Source organism: Streptomyces sp. NPDC093111, assembly GCF_040683955.1.
In the GTDB taxonomy this organism is placed as follows: Bacteria; Actinomycetota; Actinomycetes; order Streptomycetales; family Streptomycetaceae; genus Streptomyces.
In genome coordinates this window covers 255,322-274,007 of the sequence record NZ_JBFBNW010000012.1, presented here as the reverse complement: position 1 = coordinate 274,007, position 18,686 = coordinate 255,322, and the positions used below count along the sequence as shown (strand labels likewise).

Genomic DNA, 18,686 nt, shown 5'->3' with positions numbered 1-18,686 from the left:
CGCCGTATTACGGGGAGGGTGCGGGTCCCTCAGGCCGGGGCGGGGTGCCGGGTGAGGCGGCCAGCGCCTTCGCGACGCCGTCCTCGCGGGAGCCGAGGAAGTGCGGGTCGGGGCGCAGGGCCGCGTCGAGGGCGGCCTTCCCGGCGGCGGCGAGCTCGCGGGTGGTGCCGTAGTACCAGGTGGCGTCGTGGGGTTCGGCGACGCCGACGCCGTACGAGGCGACGCCGGCCGCGTCGCAGAGGGCGACGGCCCGCTTGATGTGGAAGTCCTGGGTGACGAGGACGGCCCGGTCCACGCCGAAGATCTTCTTGGCGCGGACGCAGGAGTCCCAGGTGTCGAAGCCGGCGTAGTCGCTGACGACCTTGTCGTCGGGGACGCCACGGGCGGCCAGGTAGGTCCGCATGGCGCTCGGTTCGTCGTACTCGGTGCGGCTGTTGTCGCCGGTGACGAGCAGCACCCGGACCTTGCCGGTGCGGTAGAGCTCGGCGGCGGCGTCGAGGCGGTGCGCGAGATACGGGGTGGGGCGGCCTTTCCACAGTCCGGCGCCGAAGACGACGGCGACCTCCTGCGCGGGCACGTCGGCGGTGGTCCGCAGCCGGTCCCCGGCGGTGGTGTGCATCCAGGTGGCCGGGGCGAGGGCGAGGACGGCGCCGAGCACGACGGCCTGGACGGTGCGGCGGCGGGCCCAGGTGGTCCGGGGGAGCGGCAGGCGTACGCCGCGCATGGGGGTCCTCCGTGGGTGGTGCGGGGTCGGTCACCTGCTCCGACGCGTGGGAACGCCGTTCGGTTCACTCGTCGGGGCGGCGGGGTTGCCGTAGAGCGCGGCCGCGAGGCCCATGCCGAGCAGCATGCCGAGGAGCTGGGCGGCGGCGAAGGCGGGCACGGAGCCGGGGGCGATGCCGGTGAAGGAGTCGGAGAAGGCGCGGCCCACGGTGGCCGCCGGGTTGGCGAAGGAGCCGGAGGAGGTGAACCAGATCGCGGCCCCGATGTAGCCGGCGACGGCGACCGGGGCGAGGGAGGGGCGCCCGATGCGGCGCAGGCCCTGGACGACGAGGACGAGCCCGGCGGTGGCGACGGCCTCGCCGAGCAGGAGGTGGAGTTCGGCGCGCGGCTCGGTGGCGAGGGTGCCGGGGGACCGGCCGAACATGGCCTCGGCGAGGAGGGCGCCCGCGACGGCGCCGGTGAGCTGGGCGGCGATGTACCCGGCGGCCTCCGCGGCCCGGCTCTCGCGGCGGCGGGTCCACCACTCGGAGAGGGTGACGACGGGGTTGAAGTGGGCGCCGGAGAGCGGCCCGAGGAGGGCGATGAGCAGGCCGAGGCCGACGGCGGAGGCGAGGGCGTTGGCGAGCAGCCGGACGCCGACGTCCTGGCTGAGGGAGTCGGCGCGGATGCCGGAGCCGACGATGACGGCGACGAGGGCGGCGGTGCCGGTGAACTCGGCGGTGACGCGTCGGGGGAGGGACGCGGGGGACATTCTCATGGCGGAAAATATATTCCGCAGAGCGGAACTCGGAAAAGGGGTGGAAGGCGCCCCCTCCTCCCCCCTTACGATCCGCCCATGATCATCGATGCCGTGCTCGACGAAGCCGTCCGCAACAACGCGGCCTGGTGCGACACCATGTGCCGGGCCCACGGCCTCCCCGGCACCTTCGGCCCCCGCGCCTGGACCGCCCCGCGCCGCACCCCGCTCTACTACCCGGACGCCGTCACCCTGACCGAGGACGCCGACGCCTCCGACGTCCTCACCGGCATCGACCGGAGCGCCCCCGGCGCCTCCGTCAAGGACAGCCACGCCCGGCTCGACCTGGCCGCCGAAGGCTTCCGGCTGCTCTTCGAGGCCCAGTGGATCCACCGCCCCGCCGGCCTCCCGCGCCCCGCCGTCACCGCCGACTGGCGCCCCGTGGGCAGCCGCGCCGAACTCGCCGCCTGGGCCCTCGCCTGGAGCGACGGCGACGCGGACGAGGCGGCCCTCTTCCGCCCCGAACTCCTCGCCGACCCGGCCACCACGCTCATCGCGGGCCACGCGCCCGACGGGAGCGTCCTCGGCGGCGCCGTCCTCACCGACAGCGGCACCGTGACCGGCATCTCCAACCTCTTCACCACCCCCGGCACCGACCCCGCCGCCGCCTGGGCCGGCGCCCTGTCCCACCTCGCCCCCGACCGCGCCGCCGTCGGCTACGAATCCGGCGACGACCTGCCCCCGGCCCTGGCGGCGGGCTTCGCGACGATCGGACCGCTGAAGGTCTGGCTGGACGCGTAGGGCGCGGGGCGGCGGGATCTGGGCGGGCCCGGGGCGGCGGGGTCTGGGCGGGCCCGGGGCGGCGGGACTGGGCGGGCCCTGGGCGGCGTGGCCTGGGCGGCGGGGCCGGTCGGGCCGGGGTCGGGGGCCCCGGGCCTCCCGCCCCGCCGCGGGCACTCGTGACGTCCACGAAACGCCGGGGCAACCCGGCCCCGCCAGGATCGCCCCATGACGCCGCACGAGCCGCCCGGCCGCACCCCCACCCTGATCGCCGTGGGCCACGGCAGCCGTGACCCCCGCGCCGCCGCCACCCTCCGCCTCCTCGTCGACCGGGTCCGCGAACTGCGCCCGGGCCTCGACGTCCGCCTCGCCCACATCGAGCTGAACGCGCCCCCGCTCCCGGACGCGCTCGTGCCCGGCGCCGTGCTCGTGCCGCTGCTCCTCGCCCCCGGCCACCACGTCAAGCACGACCTGCCCGCCGCCGCCGCGCTCGCCCCCGGCGCCCGCGTCGCCGACCCGCTCGGCCCGCACCCGCTCCTCGTCGAGGCGCTCGCCGACCGGCTCGCCGAAGCCGGGTGGGCCGCCGCGGACGGGGCCTCCCGGGCCACCGGGGTGGTCCTGGCCGCCGCCGGCTCCCGCGACCCCGAGTCCGGCGCCACCGTCCGCACGATCGCCGGCCGGCTCTCCGAACGCCTCGGGGGAGTCCCCGTAATCCCCGCCTACGCCTCCGCCGCCGCCCCCACCGTCCCCGACGCGGTCCGCGCCCTCGCCGCCCGCGGCCGCCACCGCGTCGCCGTCGCCTCCTGCTTCACCGCCCCCGGCCTCTTCGCCGGCCGCGCCGCCGCCCACGCCCCCTGGATCGCCTCGGCCCCCCTGGGCGCCCACCCGGCGCTCGCCCGGCTGGTCCTGCACCGCTACGAGCGGGCCCTGTCCCGCACGCCCCGGCCGGAACTCGCCGCCGCCGCACGGTGATCCGGGCCACGCCCGGCCGAAACGCCACCCCGCCCGCGCGCCCCCTGGTTAGGGTCGGGGCAGTCGGGACAGGGGAGGTGGCCCGTGCGCGGTGCCGTCAAGGGCGCATCGCTCGCCGGGATCGCCGCGGCCGTCGCCGTACTGGCCTCGCTCGCGGCCAACGCGGCCACGTCGGAGGCCCGTTGGCCCGGCGCGCTCGACCGGATCCGGCAGCAGCCGTGGTGGTGGGTCGCCGGACTCGCGGCCGTCGGCGTGCTGACGGCCGTCGCCCTCGCCTGGCGTCAGGAACGAGGCCCCGGGGCGGCGGGCGACCCGCCCCCGCCGGCCGCGCCGAGCGTCCCGGACTGGGTCGTCGACCGCACCGAACGCGCCCGTACCGTCACCGCGGTCTGCCGCGGGCGCACGGTCGCCCTCACCACCTCGCTCGAAGGCGCCGGCGGCTTCGGAAAGACCGTCCTCGCCCGGGCGGTGGCCGCGAGCCCCCGCGTCCGGCGACGCTTCCGGGGCCGCGTCTACACCGTCACCATCGGCCGGGACGTCCGGGGCCGCGCCGCGATCGCCGCGAAGGTGGCCGAGGTGACGCGCTTCGTCACCGGCGACACCACCGCCTTCGACGACCCCGGCCTCGCCGGCGACCACCTCGGCCGGCTCCTCTCCCGACGGCCCCGCACCCTGCTCCTCATCGACGACGTCTGGGACGCCGAACAGCTCGACCCCTTCCTGCGCGGCGCCCCCCGCTGCGTCCGCCTCGTCACCACCCGCGTCCCCGGCGCCCTGCCGCGCGGCACGGAGCGGGTCCGGGTCGACCGGATGACGCCCGGCCAGGCCCGCGCCGTCCTCACCTGGGAACTGCCGCCGCTCCCCGAACCCCTCGTCCGCGACCTCCTGGAGGCCACCGGCCGCTGGGCCCTCCTGCTGCGCCTCACCAACCGCCTGATCGCCCGCCGGACGTCCACCGGCACCGATCCGGTCGCGGCGGCGACGGAAGCCCTCCACGACCTGGCCGCCCACGGCCCGGCCGCCGTGGACGGCGACACCGCCCCGCCCGACCTCGACGATCCGGCCCGCCGCGCCCACGCCGTACGGGCGACCGTCGAGGCCGCCAGGACCCTGCTGCCCCCGGGCGGCGCCCGACGCCTCGCGGAGCTCGCCGTCTTCGCGGAGGACGAGTCGATCCCCGTCCCGCTGGTCGCCCGCCTGTGGGCGGCCACCGGCGGCCTGACGGAGGCCGCGACCAGGTCGCTGTGCGCCGAGTTCGACCGCCTGTCCCTCGTCTCCCTCACCCCGGAGCACGGAGGCCGCCTCACCCTCCACGACGTGCTCCGCGACTATCTGCACCAGGAACTGGGCGAACCGGCGGCGACCGTCCTGCACGGCACCCTGGCCGACACCATGGGAAACACGCCCTGGAACCCCGGCGACGACGTCCGGGGCTACGTCCTCGACCACGCGATCGAGCACCTCCTCGCCGCCCGCCGGATCCAGGACGCGGAACGGCTCGCGAGCGACCTGCGCTGGATCGAGACCCGGCTCCACCAGCGCGGCCCCATGGCGGCCTGGGCCGACCTGTTCGACGTCCCCACCGACACGGCAGCGGCCATGGCGGACGACCTCACCCGCGCCGCCCACCTGCTGACCCCGACCGACCCGCCGGAGCTCCTGACCGACGTCCTGCACGCCCGCCTGGAGTGGCTGCCCCTCTGGAGCGGCCGGATCGCCACCCGCCGGCTCGACCCCGCGTTCGCGTCCCGACCCGTGCTCCTCCACCGCGGCACCCCACCGGACCTGCCCGAACCGGCCCTGCTCCGCACCTTCCTCGGCCACACCGGACCCGTGTGGTCCGTCGGGGTCACATCGGACGGCGCCTCCCTCGTCACCGTCGGATCCGACGGCATGGCCCGCGGACTCGACCCGGACAGCGGCGGCGAGTTCGCCCTCGACGTCCGGGGCAGCCGCTTCCGGGTCCTCGCGGTCGACCCGCACGACAACCGGCTCGTGACGGGCGGGCCCGGGCGTACCTTCCACGTCTGGAACCCGGACCGGGCCACCCCGCCGGTACGCGTCCTCGGGCCGGTCGGGGGCCGCGGGGCGTCCGTGCGCGCCCTGGCGATCTCCGGGGGCCGCGTCGCGAGCGTCGCCACCGACGGCACCCTGGAGATCTGGGACTCCTTTAGCGGGCGGCACCTCGGCCAGGTCGTCCCGGAGCGGGGCGACGCGTACACCTGCGTGGCCTTCGCCCCCGGCGGCGGATGGCTGGCCGTCGGTGGCCGCCGGCACGTCTGGCTGGTGTCCTCGGACCTCGCCCGCACGGAGCGCCGCGGCGCCACCGCCGGAGCGCCGGTCAATGCCATCGCCCTCGCTCCGGACGGCAGCTGGATGGTCACCGCCGAAGCGGACGGGGTGCTCGAGATCTGGAACGAGACGCCGCCCCGCAGCGCCCCCTCGCGGATCTCCGCGCACCAGGGCCCCGCCACCGCCGTGGCGGTCTCGCCCGACGGCACCTGGCTGGTCAGCGGTGGCGAGGACGGCTCCGTCGCGGTCTGGGACCGGTGGACGGGCGCCCGTCGCGCCCGCTACAGCGCCCACCGGGGCCCGGTCCACGCCGTCGCCGTCACCCCGTACGGCGGCCGGATCGTCAGCGCCGGGGAGGACGGCGCGGTACGGGTCTGGGACAGCCGGGAACTCGGACGGCCACGGTCCGGCGAGGCCGGCGGAATGCGGACGGTCACGGTCGCGGGCGACTCCGGACGGCTGGCCGTCGAGCACGCGGACGGCCGGACCCGGCTCCGCGACGCGGCGGGCGGAGGCTGGAGCGACCCCCTGTCCTCGCTCGACGGAGAAGCCGACGGGCCGGTCGCCTTCGCCCCCGACGGCAGCTGGTACGCGGCGATCGTCCGGGACGGGTACGGGGTCCGGTTCGGCCCCACCGTCAGGGAACCGGGGGCGCCGGTCACCGCTCTCGATCTCGGCGCCGGCACCTCGGCGCACGCCCTCGCCGTGGCACCCGACGGCACCTGGCTCGCGATCGCGGACTCCGAAGGCCGCCTCCAGCTGTGGGACCGCGCCCCGGAGCGCCGGACCGCCGCCCTTCCGGGCCCCGGGGCCGCCGCGGGGCGAGCGGAGGCGGTCGCCGTCGCACCCGACGGGTCCTGGGTCGCCGTGCTGCGCCACCGGCCGTCCCGCAGGGCGGCCGGTGGCGCCTCCCTGCTGCACGTCGTCCACCTCGCGGCGGACCGCACCGCCGCCACCCACCAGGTCGAGATCGGCCCCGGCGAGCGGTTCACCGCCCTCGCCCGCACCCCCGACGGCAGCCGCCTCCTCACCGCCTCCACCACCGGCACCGTCCGCCACTGGGACCCCCGCACCGGCGCCCTCCTCACCTCCTTCACCGACCCCGACGGCCCGGTCGACGGGCTCTCCGTCAGCCCCGACGGGAGGTGGACCGCCACCGCAGGCGCCCTGCTCCGGGTCCGGGACGCCACCTCCGGCCGCACCGTCGCAGGCGTCCGCGCCGAGACCCCGTTCACCTCCTGCGCCTGGCTCCCCGACGGCCGGGGACTCGTCGCCGTCGGCGAACGCGGCCTGTACGCCTACGAGTTCCGCGCCTGAGCGGCGCTCCGCGTCGCGCCATCGCCCCACTTGTCCGTCCCGCCCGTTACCGTCGACGCATGGAAGGCATCACGGAACCCACGGACCACGAGACCCTCGGCCACGACACTCCCGGCTACGACGACGCCGCCACCGAGCGCTGGGCCGCCGAGCCCGACAAACGCCCGGGGCGCACCGCCTTCCAGCGCGACCGGGCCCGGGTCCTGCACTCCGCCGCGCTGCGCAGGCTCGCCGGCAAGACCCAGGTCGTCACGCCCGGCACGCTCAGCCACGCCTGGGACGCCAGCCCCCGGACCCGGCTCACCCACTCCCTGGAGTGCGCCCAGGTGGGCCGCGAGCTCGGCGCCGCCCTCGGCTGCGACCCCGACCTCGTCGAGGCCGCCTGCCTCGCCCACGACATGGGCCACCCGCCGTTCGGGCACAACGGCGAGCAGGCCCTCAACGACGTCGCCAAGGACTGCGGTGGCTTCGAGGGCAACGCCCAGTCGCTGCGCCTGCTCACCCGGATCGAGCCGAAGCGGTTCATCGCCGACCCCGACACCGGCAAGCCCCTCAGCGTCGGCCTCAACCTCACCCGCGCCGCCCTCGACGCCGCCACCAAGTACCCCTGGGGGCGCGGCGGCCACCCCACCGACCCCGGCTCGCCGAAGTTCGGCGTGTACGAGGACGACCTGCCCGTCTTCGCGTGGATCCGGGCCGGCGCCCCCGCCCACCGCAAGTGCTTCGAGGCCCAGGTCATGGACTGGTCCGACGACGTGGCCTACTCGGTGCACGACATCGAGGACGGCCTGCACGCCGGGCACATCGACCCCAACATGCTCTTCGCCGAGCCCGAGCGCGCCGACATCTGGGCCGTCGCCCTCGGCCGGTACGTCCCGGAGGACACCGACCCGCAGGAGCTCGCCGACGCCCTCGACCGGCTCCTCGACCAGGAGTGGTGGCCGCACGGCTACGACGGCTCGGCCGTCGCCCAGGCCCGCCTCAAGGACGCCACCAGCCAGCTCATCGGACGCTTCTGCCTCGCGGCCGAAGGCGCCACCCGGCAGGCCTTCGGCTCCGGCCGCCTCACCCGCTACGACGCCGAACTCGTCGTCCCCCGCGAGACCCGCAACGAATGCGCCGTCCTCAAGGCCGTCGCCGACCGGTACGTGATGCAGCGCGCCGAACAGGAGGCGCTCCGCGCCGACCAAAGGATCGTCGTCGCCGAGCTCGCCGAGGCGCTCACCGCCCGCGCCCCCGAGGGGCTCGACCCCCAGTTCCGCGCCCTGTTCGCCGCCGCGCCCGACGACCGTTCCCGCAAGCGGGTGATCGTCGACCAGATCGCCTCCCTCACCGACGCCTCCGCCCGCAGCCTCCACGCCCGCTTCCGGACCCCCCGCGGCTGAGGGCCGTTCGCCCCCTTTCCCCCTCCCGCGCTCGTGCGGGACCCTCGCATCCACGCCCCGAGGCGGTACGGCCCGGGCCGGGCAGGGGGGCGTAGCGTAGTGAACCGGTCGCAACGAGGAGGAATGAACGTGGTCGACGCAGATCAGACCTTCGTCATCGTCGGCGGAGGACTCGCCGGAGCCAAGGCCGCGGAGACGCTCCGCGCCGAGGGGTTCACCGGCCGGGTGATCCTCATCGGCGACGAACGCGAGCACCCCTACGAGCGTCCACCACTCTCCAAGGGCTTCCTGCTCGGCAAGGAGGACCGCGACTCCGTCTTCGTCCACGAGCCCGCCTGGTACGCGCAGGCCGAGATCGAGCTCCACCTCGGCCAGACCGTCGTCGCCATCGACCGCGAGGCGCACACCGTCCGCCTCGGCGACGGCACCGTCATCCGCTACGACAAGCTGCTCCTCGCCACCGGCGCCGAGCCGCGCCGCCTCGACGTCCCCGGCACCGGGCTCGCCGGCGTCCACCACCTGCGCCGCCTCGCCCACGCCGACCGGCTGCGGAACGTCCTCGCCGCCCTCGGCCGCGACAACGGGCACCTGGTGATCGCCGGAGCCGGCTGGATCGGCCTGGAGGTCGCCGCCGCCGCCCGTACCTACGGCGCCGAGGTCACCGTCGTCGAGCCCGCGCCGACCCCGCTGCACCACGTCATCGGCCCCGAGCTCGGCCAGCTCTTCGCCGACCTGCACGCCGAGCACGGCGTCCGCTTCCACTTCGGCGCCAAGCTGACCGAGATCGTCGGCTCCGACGGCATGGTCCTCGCCGTCCGCACCGACGACGGCGAGGAGCACCCCGCCCACGACGTGCTCGCCGCCGTCGGCGCCGCCCCGCGGACCACCCTCGCCGAGAACGCCGGCCTCGCCCTCGTCGACCGCGCCGACGGCGGCGGCATCGCCGTCGACGAGTCGCTGCGCACCTCCGACCCCGACGTCTTCGCCGCCGGCGACGTCGCCGCCGCCCACCACCCCTCGCTGCACACCCGGCTGCGCGTCGAGCACTGGGCCAACGCCCTCAACGGCGGCCCGGCCGCCGCCCGCGCCATGCTCGGGCAGCACGTCTCGTACGACCGGGTCCCGTACTTCTTCTCCGACCAGTACGACCTCGGCCTGGAGTACTCGGGCTGGGCGCCGCCCGGCTCGTACGACCAGGTCGTGCTGCGCGGGGACGTCGGCAAGCGCGAGTTCATCGCCTTCTGGCTGAAGGACGGCAGGGTGCTCGCCGGCATGAACGTGAATGTGTGGGACGTCACAGATCAGATCCAGAGCCTCATCCGCTCCCGGGCCACCGTGGACACCGAGGCCCTCGCCGACCCCTCCGTCCCCCTGGAGCGTCTGAGTTCCTGACTCGTCCCCGTAGAATTCATGCGTGGCAGGCAGGATCAACGATGACGACGTGAAGGCGGTACGGGACGCGGTCCCGATCGACGCCGTCGTGTCCGAGTACCTCCAACTGCGCAACGCCGGCGGCGGGAACCTGAAGGGGCTCTGCCCCTTCCACGACGAGAAGTCGCCCTCCTTCCAGGTCAGCCCGAGCAAGGGACTCTTCCACTGCTTCGGCTGCCAGGAGGGCGGCGACACCATCGCCTTCGTGATGAAGATCGACCACCTCTCCTTCTCGGAGACGGTCGAGCGCCTCGCCGCGAAGGCGGGCATCACCCTGCGCTACGAAGAGGGCGGCTACAACCCCGGCCACCAGCGCGGCGAGCGCACCCGCCTGGTCGAGGCCCACCAGGCCGCCGCGCAGTACTACGCCGAACAACTCGGCTCCGCCGAGGCCGAGATCGGCCGCGCGTTCCTCGCCGAGCGCGGCTTCGACCAGGCCGCCGCCGCCCACTTCGGCGTCGGCTACTCCCCGGCCGGCTGGGACCACCTCACCCGCTTCCTGCGCGGCAAGGGCTTCTCCGACCGCGAGCTGATCCTCTCCGGCCTCTCCCAGGACGGCCGCCGCGGCCCCATCGACCGCTTCCGCGGCCGGCTCATGTGGCCGATCAAGGACGTCGGCGGCGACGTCGTCGGCTTCGGCGCCCGCAGGCTGCGCGAGGACGACAACGGGCCCAAGTACCTCAACACGCCCGAGACGCCGATCTACAAGAAGTCCCAGGTGCTCTACGGCATCGACCTCGCCAAGAAGGACATCGCCAAGGCCAGCCGCGCCGTCGTCGTCGAGGGCTACACCGACGTCATGGCCTGCCACCTGGCCGGCGTCACCACCGCCATCGCCACCTGCGGCACCGCCTTCGGCGGCGACCACATCAAGATCCTGCGCCGCCTCCTCATGGACAACGGCTCGGCCCGCGTCATCTTCACCTTCGACGGCGACGCCGCCGGCCAGAAGGCCGCCCTGCGCGCCTTCGAGGACGACCAGAAGTTCGCCGCCGAGACGTACATCGCCATCGCCCCCGACGGCATGGACCCCTGCGACCTGCGCCTCGCCAAGGGCGACGAGGCCGTCGTCGACCTGGCCGAGCCGCGCACCCCGCTCTTCGAGTTCGCGCTCCGCCAGATCGTGAACCGCTACGACCTGGAGAACCCGGCGGGCCAGGCCGCCGCCCTCGACGAGGCGGCCCCGATCGTCGCCAAGATCAAGAACATCGCGCTGCAGCACCGGGTCGCCGTCCAGCTCGCCGGCCTCGTCGGCATCCTCGACACCCAGTTCGTCGTCCACCGGATCGCCCAGGTCGCCCGCTGGCAGCGCGGCGGCGGCGGCAAGGGCCCCGCCCAGAGCTCCCGGCCCCAGCAGCGTTCGTACGGCGAGGTCCAGGCCCCCGTCGCCCCGGCCGGACCCGCGCTCAACCTGCGCAGCCCCGCCCACCGCACCGAGCGCGAGCTGCTCAAGCTGGCCCTCCAGCGCCCCGAGCTGGTCTCCCCGGCCTTCGACGCGTACGGCCTCGACGAGTTCACCGCCGCGCCCTACGCGGCCGTCCGCCAGTGCGTCCAGGACGCGGGCGGCGCCACCGACGCCCCCTCCGACTACCTCGACGCCGTCCGCGAGGCCGCGCCCGACGACACCGTCCGCGCCCTCGTCACCGAGCTCGCCGTCGAGACCATCTTCGCCAGGACCGTCGACGAGGCCTACGCCGGCGACCAGCTCGTCACCGTCCGGCTGCGCGCCGTCGACCGGCGCATCCGCGACGTGCAGGGCTCCCTGGCCCGCCTCGGCGCCCAGGGCGACCCCGGACAGCTGGCGGCCGTGCAGAACGAGCTGTGGGTGCTCACCCAGTACGGGCAGTCGCTCCGCAACAACGGCGCCACCGCCCTCTGACGGGCGCGGCCACACGTTCGGTCACGCACCGGACTCAAAAAGTCACCGCACGCCCCTCGTGGCGGCGATGTGTCGTACCCCACACTGGGTGACGGTGCAGTCCCGCTGCCGTCACTCCCCCGGACCGGCAGCGATCACCCACCCCGGAGGTCGCCCCCCGTGCAGACCCAGACCGTCACGTCCCAGGACCCCTCTCCGGCCGAACTCGGCGCCGCCGAACAGGAACCCGAGGTCCCGCCCCGCCGCCGCCGTGCCGACCCCGGCGGCAGCGGACCCTCCTCCGACCTCTTCCGGCAGTACCTGCGGGAGATAGGCCGCGTCCCGCTGCTCACCGCGGCCGAGGAGGTCGACCTCGCCCGCCGGGTCGAGGCCGGCCTGTTCGCCGAGGAGAAACTGGCCCGCACCCCCGCCCTGGACACCCGGCTGGCCCTGGACCTGGACCGGCTCGTGGTGCTCGGCCGGATCGCCAAGCGCCGGCTCATCGAAGCCAACCTGCGGCTCGTCGTCTCCGTCGCCAAGCGGTACGTGGGACGCGGCCTGACCATGCTCGACCTGGTCCAGGAGGGCAACCTCGGCCTGATCCGGGCCGTCGAGAAGTTCGACTACGCGCGCGGCTACAAGTTCTCCACGTACGCCACCTGGTGGATCCGCCAGGCGATGTCCCGGGCCCTCGCCGACCAGGCCCGGACCATCCGCGTCCCCGTGCACGTCGTCGAGCTCATCAACCGGGTCATCCGCGTCCAGCGCCGGATGCTCCAGGAACGCGGCTACGAGCCCACCGCCGAGGAGGTCGCCGCCCAGCTCGACCTCGCCCCCGAGCGGGTTGGCGAGGTGCTGCGGCTCGCCCAGGAGCCGGTCTCGCTGCACGCCCCCGTCGGCGAGGAGGACGACGTCGCCCTCGGCGACCTCATCGAGGACGGCGACGCCACGTCCCCCGTCGAGTCCGCCGCCTTCCTGCTGCTGCGCGAACACCTGGAGGCCGTCCTCTCCACCCTCGGCGAGCGCGAACGCAAGGTCGTCCAGCTCCGCTACGGCCTCGACGACGGCAGGCCCCGCACCCTGGAGGAGATCGGGCAGCTCTTCGGCGTGACCCGCGAACGCATCCGCCAGATCGAGTCCAAGACCCTCGGCAAACTCCGCGACCACGCCTACGCGGACCAGCTGCGCGGCTACCTCGACTAGCCGGCCCCCGGCCCGGGACGCACACGGCCCATGCCGCGCGTCACGCGGCATGGGCCATGGGGTGTGCTCGGCGAACGGGGCCGCCGGTCAGTCCACTTCGGCGACCGCCTGCGCGAACTGGGCCGCGTACAGCCGGGCGTAGGCACCGCCCGAGGACAACAGCTCCTCGTGCGTGCCCTGTTCCACGATCGAACCGTTCTCCATCACCAGGATCACGTCCGCGTCCCGGATGGTGGAGAGCCGGTGCGCGATCACGAACGAGGTCCGCCCGTGGGCGAGCCGGGCCATCGCCTTCTGGATCAGCACCTCGGTACGGGTGTCGACCGAGCTCGTCGCCTCGTCGAGGACCAGGATCACCGGGTCGGACAGGAACGCCCGCGCGATGGTGATCAGCTGCTTCTCGCCGGCGCTGACGCCCGCGCCGTCGTCGTCGATGACGGTGTCGTAGCCCTCGGGCAGGGTGCGGACGAAACGGTCGGCGTGCGCGGCCCGCGCCGCCTCCTCGATCTCCGCCCGGCTCACCTCGCGCGTCGTGCCGTACGCGATGTTCTCGGCGATGGTGCCGCCGAAGAGCCAGGTGTCCTGGAGGACCATGCCGATCCCGGCCCGCAGGTCCTCGCGGGCCATCTTCGCGATGTCGACGCCGTCGAGGGTGATCCGGCCGCCGGTCACCTCGTAGAACCGCATCAGCAGGTTCACCAGCGTCGTCTTGCCCGCACCGGTCGGACCGACGATCGCGACCGTCTGACCCGGCTCCACCACCAGCGACAGATCCTCGATGAGCGGCTTGTCCGCCTCGTACCGGAAGGACACGCCCTCCAGGGCGACCTTGCCCTTGAGGTCGGCCGGGTGCTCGCTGACCGGGCCGTCCGGCGCCTGCTCCTCCGCGTCGAGCAGCTCGAAGATCCGCTCGGCCGAGGCGACGCCCGACTGCACCAGGTTCGCCATCGAGGCGACCTGGGTCAGCGGCATCGAGAACTGCCGGGAGTACTGGATGAAGGCCTGCACGTCACCGATGGACAGGCTGCCGCTCGCCACCCGCAGACCGCCGACCACGGCCACCAGGACGTAGTTCAGGTTCGACACGAACATCATCACCGGCTGCATCACGCCGCTGTTGAACTGGGCCTTGAACCCGGCCTCGTACAGCGCCTCGTTCTGCTCGTGGAAGTCCTTCCCGGACTCCTCCTGCCGGCCGAAGACCTTCACCAGCGTGTGGCCGGAGTACATCTCCTCCACATGGGCGTTCAGCTTGCCCGTGGACTTCCACTGCTGCACGAAGTGCGGCTGCGAGCGCTTGCCGATCTTCGTGGCCACCACCACCGACAGCGGCACCGTCACCAGCGCCACCAGCGCCAGCAGCGGCGAGATCCAGAACATCATCACCAGCACGCCGACGATCGTGAGCAGCGAGTTGATCAGCTGGCCCATCGACTGCTGGAGGGTCTGCGAGATGTTGTCGATGTCGTTGGTCGCCCGGGACAGCACCTCGCCGCGCTTCGCCTTGTCGAAGTACGACAGCGGCAGCCGCGCCAGCTTCGTCTGGACGTCCTCGCGCATCCGGTACACGGTCCGGTTGATCACCTTGATCGACATACGGGTGGAGACCAGCATCAGCAGGCCCGCCAGCACGTACACGACGAGGACCAGGCCGAGGACCTCGCCGACCGCCGTGAAGTCGATGCCCTTGCCCGGGGTGAAGTCCACCCCGGACAGCATGTCCGCCATCCCGGAGTCGCCCTTGGCGCGCAGCCCCGCCAGCGCCTGCTCCTTCGTGGTGCCCTCGGGCATCTGCCGCCCGACCACGCCCGCGAAGATCAGGTCGGTCGCCCGGCCGAGGATCTTCGGCCCGACCACCGAGGCCGCCACCGACAGCACGCCGGCGAGGAGCATCACCCACAGCGAGCTCCGCTCCGGCGCCAGCTGCTTGAGCAGCCGCTTCCCGGAGCCCTTGAAGTCCATGGAGCGCTGGTCGGGGCCACCGCCGGCCATGGGCATACGTGGACCCGCCATCAGGCCGCCTCCGCCTCGGTCAGCTGGGAGAGCACGATCTCCCGGTACGTCTCGTTCTCCGCCATCAGCTCGTGGTGCCGTCCGGTGCCCACGACCCGGCCCTCGTCGAGGACCACGATCCGGTCGGCCTCCCGGATGGTCGACACGCGCTGCGCGACGATGACCACCGTCGCGTCGGAGGTCTCCGCCGAGAGCGCCGCCCGCAGCAGGGCGTCCGTCTCGTAGTCGAGCGCCGAGAACGAGTCGTCGAACAGGTAGATCTCGGGCCGCTGCACCAGCGTGCGCGCGATGGCGAGCCGCTGCCGCTGCCCGCCCGACACGTTCGTGCCGCCCTGCGCGATCGGCGCGTCGAGCCCGGCTTCCAGCTTCTTCACGAAGTCGGCGGCCTGGGCGACCTCCAGGGCGTGCCACAGCTCCTCGTCGGTGGCGTCCGGCTTCCCGTACCGCAGGTTGCTCGCGACCGTCCCGGAGAACAGGTACGGCTTCTGCGGGACCAGGCCCACCGTCCTCGCCATCAGCGTCGGGTCGAGCTCCCGCACGTCGACGCCGTCGACCAGGACCTCGCCGCCCGTCACGTCGAACAGCCGCGGCACCAGCCCCAGCAGGGTCGACTTGCCGCTGCCGGTCGAGCCGATGATCGCGGTCGTCTCGCCCGGCCGGGCGACCAGGCCGACGTCCTTGAGCACCGACTCCTCGGCGCCCGGGTACCGGAAGTCCGCGCCCTTGACCTCCAGGTGCCCGCGCTGCCCCAGCGTCGTCACCGGCGCGGCCGGCGGGACCACGCTGGACTCGGTCGCCAGGACCTCCTCGATGCGCTCGGCGCACACCTCGGCCCGCGGCACCATCATGAACATGAAGGTGGCCATCATGACGGCCATCACGATCTGCATCAGATAGGCGAGGAAGGCGGTCAGCGCGCCGATCTCCATCCCGCCGCTGTCGATGCGGTGCGCGCCGAACCAGACGACGGCGATCGACGACACGTTCACGACCGTCATCACGGTCGGGAACATGAGCGCCATGAGCCGCCCGGTGGACATCGACACCTCGGTCAGCTCGGCGTTCGAGCCCTTGAACCGCTCGCGCTCGTAGTCGTCCTTCACGAAGGCGCGGATGACCCGGTTGCCGGTGATCTGCTCGCGCAGCACCCGGTTCACCGTGTCGAGGCGGGTCTGCATGGTGCGGAACAGCGGGCGCATCTTCCGCACGATCAGCGAGACGGCGATGCCGAGCACCGGCACCACCGCGAGCAGCACCGCCGACAGCGGCACGTCCTGACCGAGCGCCATGACGATGCCGCCGACGCACATGATCGGCGCGGACACCATCAGGGTGAACGCCATCAGGACCAGCATCTGGACCTGCTGCACGTCGTTGGTGGTCCGGGTGATCAGCGACGGCGCGCCGAAGTGCCCGACCTCGCGGGACGAGAACGACTGCACCCGGTCGAAGACCGCGGCCCGCACGTCCCTGCCGACCGCGGAAGCGGTGCGCGCCCCGTAGTAGACGGCCCCGATGTTGCAGAAGACCTGGACCACGGACACGCCGATCATCAGCGCGCCGAACCGCAGGATGTAGCCGGTGTCCCCGTTGACGACACCGTTGTCGATGATGTCGGCGTTCAGGGTCGGCAGGTAGAGCGTGGCGCTGGTCTGGAGCAGCTGGAGCACCACGAGCAGGGCGATGGGTTTTCTGTACGGCTGTAGGTGGGTTCGGAGAAGTCTTATGAGCACGGGTTCTACTATCGCCCGCGCCCCCGCGGCGTTACGACTCGGTTTCGGGGCCGGAGAGCAGCCCTGGGAAAGTCTTTACGAAGCGAGGGCCCGAGGTCCCGGCACAGCGGGGGCCGGAGGTCCTGGCGGGCGGACCACGAAGGTCCGGGGGCGGCTTACGGGGCGGGCGCGCGGTGGGGGCGGCGGGGCGGACTTACTCGGTCGCCGGGTCCCGGTCACGGGATCCCCGTCACCCAGCCCCCCCCGTCACCCAGCCCCCCGTCACCCGGTCACCCGGCGAAGGCCCCCGGATGGATCTGCTCGCGGGTCGCCGCGTACTGCTGTCGCACGGCCTGGCCGACGGCCAGCTCCTCGCCGGGCTCGAAGACCTGGGCGGCGGCGCCCTGCCAGGCCGGGGGAGCGGAGGGGGTGAGGGTGCCCCGGGACACGCCGAGGGCCCAGGCGGCCTGCCGGGCCGCGCCGAGCGCCGCGTAGTCGGCCGGCTGGGGGACGACGACCTGCGCGCCGAACACCGCGGGCGCGATGGCCTGGACGGCGGGCAGCCCCGCGGCGGCGCCGAGCAGGAACACGCGGCGCACCTCGACGCCCCGGCCGCGGAGCACGTCCATGGCGTCGGCGAGGGAGCAGAGCATGCCCTCGAAGGAGGCGCGGGCCAGGTGCTCGGGCTTCATCGACTCGCGGCGCAGCCCGGAGAGGGTGCCGGCGGTGTGCGGCAGGCTCGGGGTGCGCTCGCCCTCCAGGTAGGGCAGCAGGACGAGGCCGGAGGACCCCGGGGTCGAGGTGAGCGCGAGCGCGGACAGCTCGTCCAGGGACTCGACGCCGAGCATCTCGGCGGTGCCGCGCAGCGCCCGTACCGCGTTCGAGGTGTGCACGACGGGCAGGTGCATGCCGGTGGCGTCGGCGTACGAGGTGATCGCGCCGGCCGGGTCGGTGAGGGCCTCGTGATGGACGGCCATGACGGAACCGGAGGCGCCGAGGGAGACGACGGCGTCGCCGGTGCCGAGGCCGAGGCCGAGGGCGGCGGCCATGGTCTCCCCGGTACCGGCGGAGATGAGCAGCCCCTCGGGCGTCGTGCCGGCGGCCTCGGCCGGGCCGAGCACCTCCGGGAGCACGGCCTGGTGCCCGAGCGCGAGGTCGACCAGGTCGGGGCGGTAGCTGTTGCCGCGGGCGGACCAGTAGCCGGTGGTGGAGGCGGCGCCGCGGTCGGTGGTGCGGCGGGCGGGGCGGCCCAGCAGCTGCCAGACCAGCCAGTCGTGCGGCTGGAGGAGCATGGCGACCCGCTGGGCGTGCTCGGGCTCGTTGCGGGCGAGCCAGCGCAGCTTGGCGAGCGGCAGCCCCGAGTGCGGGACGACCCCGACGGCCTCGGCCCAGGCGGACCGGCCGCCCAGCCCCTCCACGAGGTCGGCGGCGGCGACCTGGGCCCGCTTGTCGTTGCCGACCAGCGCGGGCCGCACGAGGGCGCCCTGCGGGTCGAGCGGGACGAGGCCGTGCTGCTGCGCGGCGACCCCGATGGCCTCGACGCCTTCGAGCAGGCCGCCGGTCGCGGCCTCACCGAGGGAGAGCAGCCAGGCCTGCGGATCGACGTCGGCGGCCTTGGGTTCGAGAGGGTGCGCGGCATGGCCCTGCCGCAGCACGGCGCCCGTGTCCGCGTCGCACACGACGATGCGCGTGGAGTCCGAAGAGCTGTCGAGTCCCGCGACTATCCCCATGGCACATGATTCTGCCGTACGCGGGGCCGTGCCGGGTTCAGGTGTTGCTCGTCCCCCAGTCGTCCTCCTCGTACACGGAGAACTGACCGTCGTGGTCGCGCCGCGACCGGATCTTCTGCGCCTGGTCGCCGACGGCGTGCAGCGCCTTCCCGGCCACCTGGCGCCCGGTCTGGGCGGCGGACTCGGCGGCGTTGCGCACGGCCGGGTTCTGCGCGACGGCCTGCGCGGACTTCTTCATCCGCTCGTACTGCTCGCGCCCGGCGCGGGTCCCGATCACGAACCCGACGGCCAGTCCCACGACGAAGATCAGCTTGTACCGCACGGCTGTGACCCTTCCCTGGAGCGCCCTGGGGATACCGATTGGCGGAGCACCCCCCTGCTTGCGCTAATCTATGTCTCGCAGCGAGCGACCGCCCCCCGGCTAGGCCGGAGGTGGGTCTGTTCGTCGCAACGCAGCAATCCCCTGTAGCTCAATTGGCAGAGCAGCCGGCTGTTAACCGGCAGGTTACTGGTTCGAGTCCAGTCGGGGGAGCG

General features: G+C 74.1%; 13 protein-coding genes and 1 tRNA gene. 8 read left to right on the top strand and 6 right to left on the bottom strand.

All coding sequences use genetic code 11. The features are described from left to right. Positions 1–7: 7 nt before the first annotated feature. Both AB0Q96_RS22855 and AB0Q96_RS22850 read right to left on the bottom strand, forming a co-directional pair. A complete protein-coding gene (locus tag AB0Q96_RS22855; RefSeq protein WP_365328224.1) occupies positions 8–724 on the bottom strand; it encodes an ElyC/SanA/YdcF family protein in 717 nt (238 codons plus the stop codon). Positions 725–754: 30 nt separating this feature from the next. Beyond that, positions 755–1,480 (bottom strand): aquaporin, encoded by a 726-nt coding sequence (locus AB0Q96_RS22850; protein WP_365328222.1) that lies wholly within the window; start codon positions 1,478–1,480, stop codon positions 755–757. A gap of 78 nt (positions 1,481–1,558) precedes the next feature. Here AB0Q96_RS22850 and AB0Q96_RS22845 point away from each other — a divergent pair, with 78 nt between their 5' ends. From AB0Q96_RS22845 to AB0Q96_RS22815, 7 genes are all read left to right on the top strand, one after another. Next, positions 1,559–2,260 carry a hypothetical protein gene (locus AB0Q96_RS22845; RefSeq protein WP_365328219.1) on the top strand — a complete coding sequence of 234 codons (702 nt, stop codon included), beginning with the start codon at positions 1,559–1,561 and terminating at the stop codon, positions 2,258–2,260. 207 nt (positions 2,261–2,467) lie between these two features. After that, positions 2,468–3,211, top strand: a complete 744-nt coding sequence (locus AB0Q96_RS22840) for a sirohydrochlorin chelatase (RefSeq protein ID WP_365328217.1) — start codon at positions 2,468–2,470, stop codon at positions 3,209–3,211. Positions 3,212–3,295: 84 nt separating this feature from the next. Further along, positions 3,296–6,820, top strand: coding sequence for an NB-ARC domain-containing protein (locus AB0Q96_RS22835; protein WP_365328215.1), 3,525 nt, complete (start codon positions 3,296–3,298; stop codon positions 6,818–6,820). 59 nt (positions 6,821–6,879) lie between these two features. Then, positions 6,880–8,205, top strand: a complete 1,326-nt coding sequence (locus tag AB0Q96_RS22830) for a deoxyguanosinetriphosphate triphosphohydrolase (RefSeq protein WP_365328213.1) — start codon at positions 6,880–6,882, stop codon at positions 8,203–8,205. Positions 8,206–8,334: 129 nt separating this feature from the next. Continuing rightward, positions 8,335–9,597, top strand: a complete 1,263-nt coding sequence (locus AB0Q96_RS22825; protein ID WP_365328211.1) for an FAD-dependent oxidoreductase — start codon at positions 8,335–8,337, stop codon at positions 9,595–9,597. Between the two features lie 22 nt (positions 9,598–9,619). Further along, the gene (gene dnaG / locus AB0Q96_RS22820; protein WP_365328209.1) at positions 9,620–11,515 is read left to right on the top strand and encodes a DNA primase; all 1,896 of its coding nucleotides are present in this window, start codon (positions 9,620–9,622) and stop codon (positions 11,513–11,515) included. A gap of 69 nt (positions 11,516–11,584) precedes the next feature. After that, positions 11,585–12,697 carry an RNA polymerase sigma factor gene (locus AB0Q96_RS22815; protein ID WP_365328207.1) on the top strand — a complete coding sequence of 371 codons (1,113 nt, stop codon included), beginning with the start codon at positions 11,585–11,587 and terminating at the stop codon, positions 12,695–12,697. A gap of 87 nt (positions 12,698–12,784) precedes the next feature. On the opposite strand, the gene AB0Q96_RS22810 is transcribed toward AB0Q96_RS22815, so the two are convergent. From AB0Q96_RS22810 to AB0Q96_RS22795, 4 genes are all read right to left on the bottom strand, one after another. Then, entirely contained in the window at positions 12,785–14,710 is a 1,926-nt protein-coding gene (locus tag AB0Q96_RS22810) for an ABC transporter ATP-binding protein (protein ID WP_365328205.1), read from the bottom strand. Further along, positions 14,710–16,443, bottom strand: a complete 1,734-nt coding sequence (locus AB0Q96_RS22805; protein ID WP_365328203.1) for an ABC transporter ATP-binding protein — start codon at positions 16,441–16,443, stop codon at positions 14,710–14,712. Before AB0Q96_RS22805 ends, AB0Q96_RS22810 begins: the two co-directional genes overlap by 1 nt. A 269-nt stretch (positions 16,444–16,712) precedes the next feature. After that, positions 16,713–18,152: an FGGY family carbohydrate kinase gene (locus tag AB0Q96_RS22800; protein ID WP_365328201.1), complete on the bottom strand. Its 1,440-nt coding sequence runs from the start codon at positions 18,150–18,152 to the stop codon at positions 16,713–16,715. Between the two features lie 37 nt (positions 18,153–18,189). Next, the gene (locus AB0Q96_RS22795; RefSeq protein ID WP_365328199.1) at positions 18,190–18,474 is read right to left on the bottom strand and encodes a YtxH domain-containing protein; all 285 of its coding nucleotides are present in this window, start codon (positions 18,472–18,474) and stop codon (positions 18,190–18,192) included. Positions 18,475–18,611: 137 nt separating this feature from the next. Here AB0Q96_RS22795 and AB0Q96_RS22790 point away from each other — a divergent pair. Next, positions 18,612–18,684 (top strand) — tRNA-Asn (locus AB0Q96_RS22790). The last annotated feature ends 2 nt before the right edge of the window (positions 18,685–18,686 follow it).

Coding starts and splice junctions, on each gene's coding strand:
- AB0Q96_RS22855 (WP_365328224.1), bottom strand. CDS start 724: ATGCGCGGCGTACGCCTGCCGCTCCCCCGGACCACCTGGGCCCGCCGC.
- AB0Q96_RS22850 (WP_365328222.1), bottom strand. CDS start 1,480: ATGAGAATGTCCCCCGCGTCCCTCCCCCGACGCGTCACCGCCGAGTTC.
- AB0Q96_RS22845 (WP_365328219.1), top strand. CDS start 1,559: ATGATCATCGATGCCGTGCTCGACGAAGCCGTCCGCAACAACGCGGCC.
- AB0Q96_RS22840 (WP_365328217.1), top strand. CDS start 2,468: ATGACGCCGCACGAGCCGCCCGGCCGCACCCCCACCCTGATCGCCGTG.
- AB0Q96_RS22830 (WP_365328213.1), top strand. CDS start 6,880: ATGGAAGGCATCACGGAACCCACGGACCACGAGACCCTCGGCCACGAC.
- AB0Q96_RS22810 (WP_365328205.1), bottom strand. CDS start 14,710: ATGGCGGGTCCACGTATGCCCATGGCCGGCGGTGGCCCCGACCAGCGC.
- AB0Q96_RS22800 (WP_365328201.1), bottom strand. CDS start 18,152: ATGGGGATAGTCGCGGGACTCGACAGCTCTTCGGACTCCACGCGCATC.